General features: G+C 37.3%; 3 protein-coding genes. All 3 read right to left on the bottom strand.

Features of this window, described 5'->3' with window-relative positions:
- Positions 1-592: 592 nt before the first annotated feature.
- On the bottom strand, positions 593-1,306 hold the full coding sequence (locus E1140_RS00985; RefSeq protein WP_155178104.1) for an ankyrin repeat domain-containing protein: 714 nt from the start codon (positions 1,304-1,306) through the stop codon (positions 593-595).
- A 47-nt stretch (positions 1,307-1,353) separates the two neighbouring features.
- On the bottom strand, positions 1,354-2,193 hold the full coding sequence (locus tag E1140_RS00980) for a helix-turn-helix domain-containing protein (RefSeq protein WP_155178102.1): 840 nt from the start codon (positions 2,191-2,193) through the stop codon (positions 1,354-1,356).
- A gap of 59 nt (positions 2,194-2,252) precedes the next feature.
- Positions 2,253-3,177: TolB family protein (locus E1140_RS00975; protein WP_155178100.1), on the bottom strand; the 925-nt coding region annotated here is incomplete at its 5' end.

Raw genomic sequence — 3,177 nt, 5'->3', positions numbered from 1 at the left:
AACAGGATAGCGGGCATGCCTGCTATTTCGCATATAGTAAAGTCCTACTATTTATAATATGTGAAAAAATACTGAATAAATCTTATTTGGAGTGATAGTTTTTGTCACCCTCGCAATGACGAACTAAAATAGTAACGTCACTTCGCAATGCAGCGCATTGCTAAGTCTCCTAATCGCAAAGGGGGGCTCTCGCCAATAGGGCATCGAGGTAAAGAGCTTACTATGAGAAATTTTCGCCTTAATGGGATAAGAAATGACGTTTCGTAATTAATCTCTTGCCGGATTTATTCCGGCATCTCTAAATTCAAGGTGATGCGCTCTATTACAAGAAGACCTCGGAATTAATCCGGGGAGTATATAGTATTACTTCCTCAAACTCAGTTTTAACCTCTAGGATTGCTACAAAGCTTTATGATCATAATCTGTAAGACAGAGGGTAATTTCATCGACTTCTGCTTTAGTACGGCTTTTTTTTCTGCTTTGTCTACGTAATGTGGATAGACACCAGCAAATGACATTTTTGAATACTCTGTGATTTTCCATGAAAATATATTGAAAAGTTCAGGGAGATGACAATGCTTTTCTGGTTCCCTTAAAGGCTCTCTAAATAATCTTTGACCTCAGAATGACCATCTCTTTCAGCAATACTTAAAGCTGTATCGCCATTGTCCATTTTACTATGAATATCAGCACCATTGTTTACTAGCAGTTGCACAAGTTTCAGGTTGCCTCTGTGAGCCGCAGAATGCAATGGTGTTACATTCTGCATTTGCGCTAAATTGGCATCTGCTCCATGAGCAATCAGCTGCTTACACAATTCATAATTTTCGCGTGCCACAGCTGAGTGTAAAGCATTTACTTTTGAAGGGTTAGTGGCCTGTAAATTTGGATCAGCCTCATATTCTAATAGCACACTAGCCACTTCATTTTGATTAAAAAATGCAGCTAGTGATAGTGGAGAGAAACCATCATTGGAGTATTTATTAGCTAGGTTCTTTTTCTTAGATAGTGCATTTTTTACTTCATCAATTTTACCACATACTATGGCCTCGTGGAACGTGAATGATGTCTTTACTTTAGCAGCTTTGTCGAGCGCTGCCTCCATACCACTATAGGCAATGATCAACAACCCAGATGTGTTGTTTTCATCGGTTGCATCTAGTACCTCTGGATGTGTCTCTATGAGACTGATGACCTTGTCCAGATCCTTATTAGCAATATGTGTTTTTAGAGAATCGATCATTTCATTGGCTTTTATATCATGACTTGCAATCAATATGAAAATAAGAAGGATAATATATTTCATGCTTTTACTTTTCAACAAAGAAAGCAGTGGTGCAGATCAACAATTTACTATATATCACCTTTTTTACGAAGAGCCAACGGTGACTGGCCTACAATACTTTTGAAGTAATTACTGAAATTGCCAAGACTTGAATACCCAAGCCCCATAGCTATGTCTGAAATGCTTTGATCTGTTTCAGTTATTTGTTGCTTCGCAGCATTTACTTTCAATCGAGTAATGTATTGGAATGGAGAGATTAGGAAAATTCGGTTAAAGTTTCTCAAAAGGTGGTTTTCAGAAAGCATGGCTACCCGAGCAATTTCTTTTAGGGTTAGATTTTCGGAATAATGCGCATCAATAAAGTCCTTAGCATATAATACCCTGCGGTATATCTCTTCTCTGGTTGCTTTCTTCTTGGACGGTAGATTATTAGCTGCTGCTAGTGCGCTACTGTTTTGAAGAACAATGGCATTTAACAGTGCGTAGTAATATTCTTCTCTCGCCAGTTTTGAGGTGTGCTTTGTCATATTTCTGCCAGCTTGTAGAAGATTGGATACTTGTCCACCATGAATATAGTTCCGTTCTAAAAGCCTAAGGCCGTGCTCTTTTTTACTTGTAAAGTCAAGCAGCTGCTCTTCAGTAGATTTCCACTCTGAGGCTAATTGGTTAACAAACTCCGGACTGAAAAACACACAGAATGACTCCACGGAAGAACTATGATCTATGGTAAGGTTATACTTAGTGCAATCATTTAGAATAAGGTAATTATGTTCCGTTACCCTGTATTCACGCTGCTTTATATTGTATCTGGCACTGCCATTGTAAAAGGACTTAATAGAAAGAAAACACTCTCCCGACCATTGGTATTGCCGTGCTTGTTGATGTATAATAAAATTGTGAGCAACCATTTTCTTATGACTAACATTATAAGTTAATCATTTTAATGGATGCTCAATATTTCTGAGTCTTATTTCTTTGTTAACATCATCTCATTCTCTCCATTTCTATTAATTAGGAAAATATCCCCTTTGTCTTTTTTACCAAGTCGGTAAGATGAAAAAGCAATTCTATCACCTTCAGGAGACCAACTAGGTAAAACATCTTTGTCATTATTAAAGGTGATCTGCTTTTGATCAGAGCCATCGGATTTCATAGTGAATACTTCGAAATCACCATCCCGGTTTGAGGTAAATACTATTTCATCATTAATTGACCAGTCCCCCTGAATATCATCATATTCGTTGTTTGTAAGCTGAGTTAATTCCTTGGTTTCTAAATTCATTACGTATATTTCAAAATTTCCGGTTCTGTTACTTGCGAATAGTATGCTTTTGCCATCAGGTGACCAGTTTCCATATTTATCAGCAGAAGGATGATTGGTAAGATTTACTGGGTTAGTTCCATCTGCATTTATCAAAATTATTTCACTGTTTACATCTGTTCCAAGGCAATCAGAGCAGTATAATAATTGACTACCATCTAGCGATACACGCGGGTGTATGTTAAATGAATTTGAATCTGCGCTAAAGGTAATTCTGGTAAAAGTTCCATCAGCTTTGAGCTCGAAAATTTCTGACCCTCCAAATCGTTCTGATTTGCCATAATCTGAACTTACATAAATGATGTCATCTTCAGGAGAGAAATCACTCCACCATTCATTATGATAGGTTTCTGTTAATCTGGTTAATTGAGTTTTATCCGGATTCACTGTGTATAATTCAGCTCCTTCAGAATCATGTCTGTAGGTGTAGAAGAGTATCTTATCGCCTGCATTAGACCACCTTGGGGCGGTATCATAAACTAAAGTATCTGTGGCTATTTTGTCTTTTGCTGCTGATATTTTTGATTCCTTTTGTTTACAACCAACTAGTATAATGCTTGTAGTTATATAT

The sequence above is a fragment of the Fulvivirga lutimaris genome (assembly GCF_009711525.1).
GTDB lineage: Bacteria > Bacteroidota > Bacteroidia > Cytophagales > Cyclobacteriaceae > Fulvivirga > Fulvivirga lutimaris.
The sequence above is the reverse complement of the archived record's forward strand: the minus strand, read 5'-3'. Positions and strand labels throughout refer to the sequence as shown.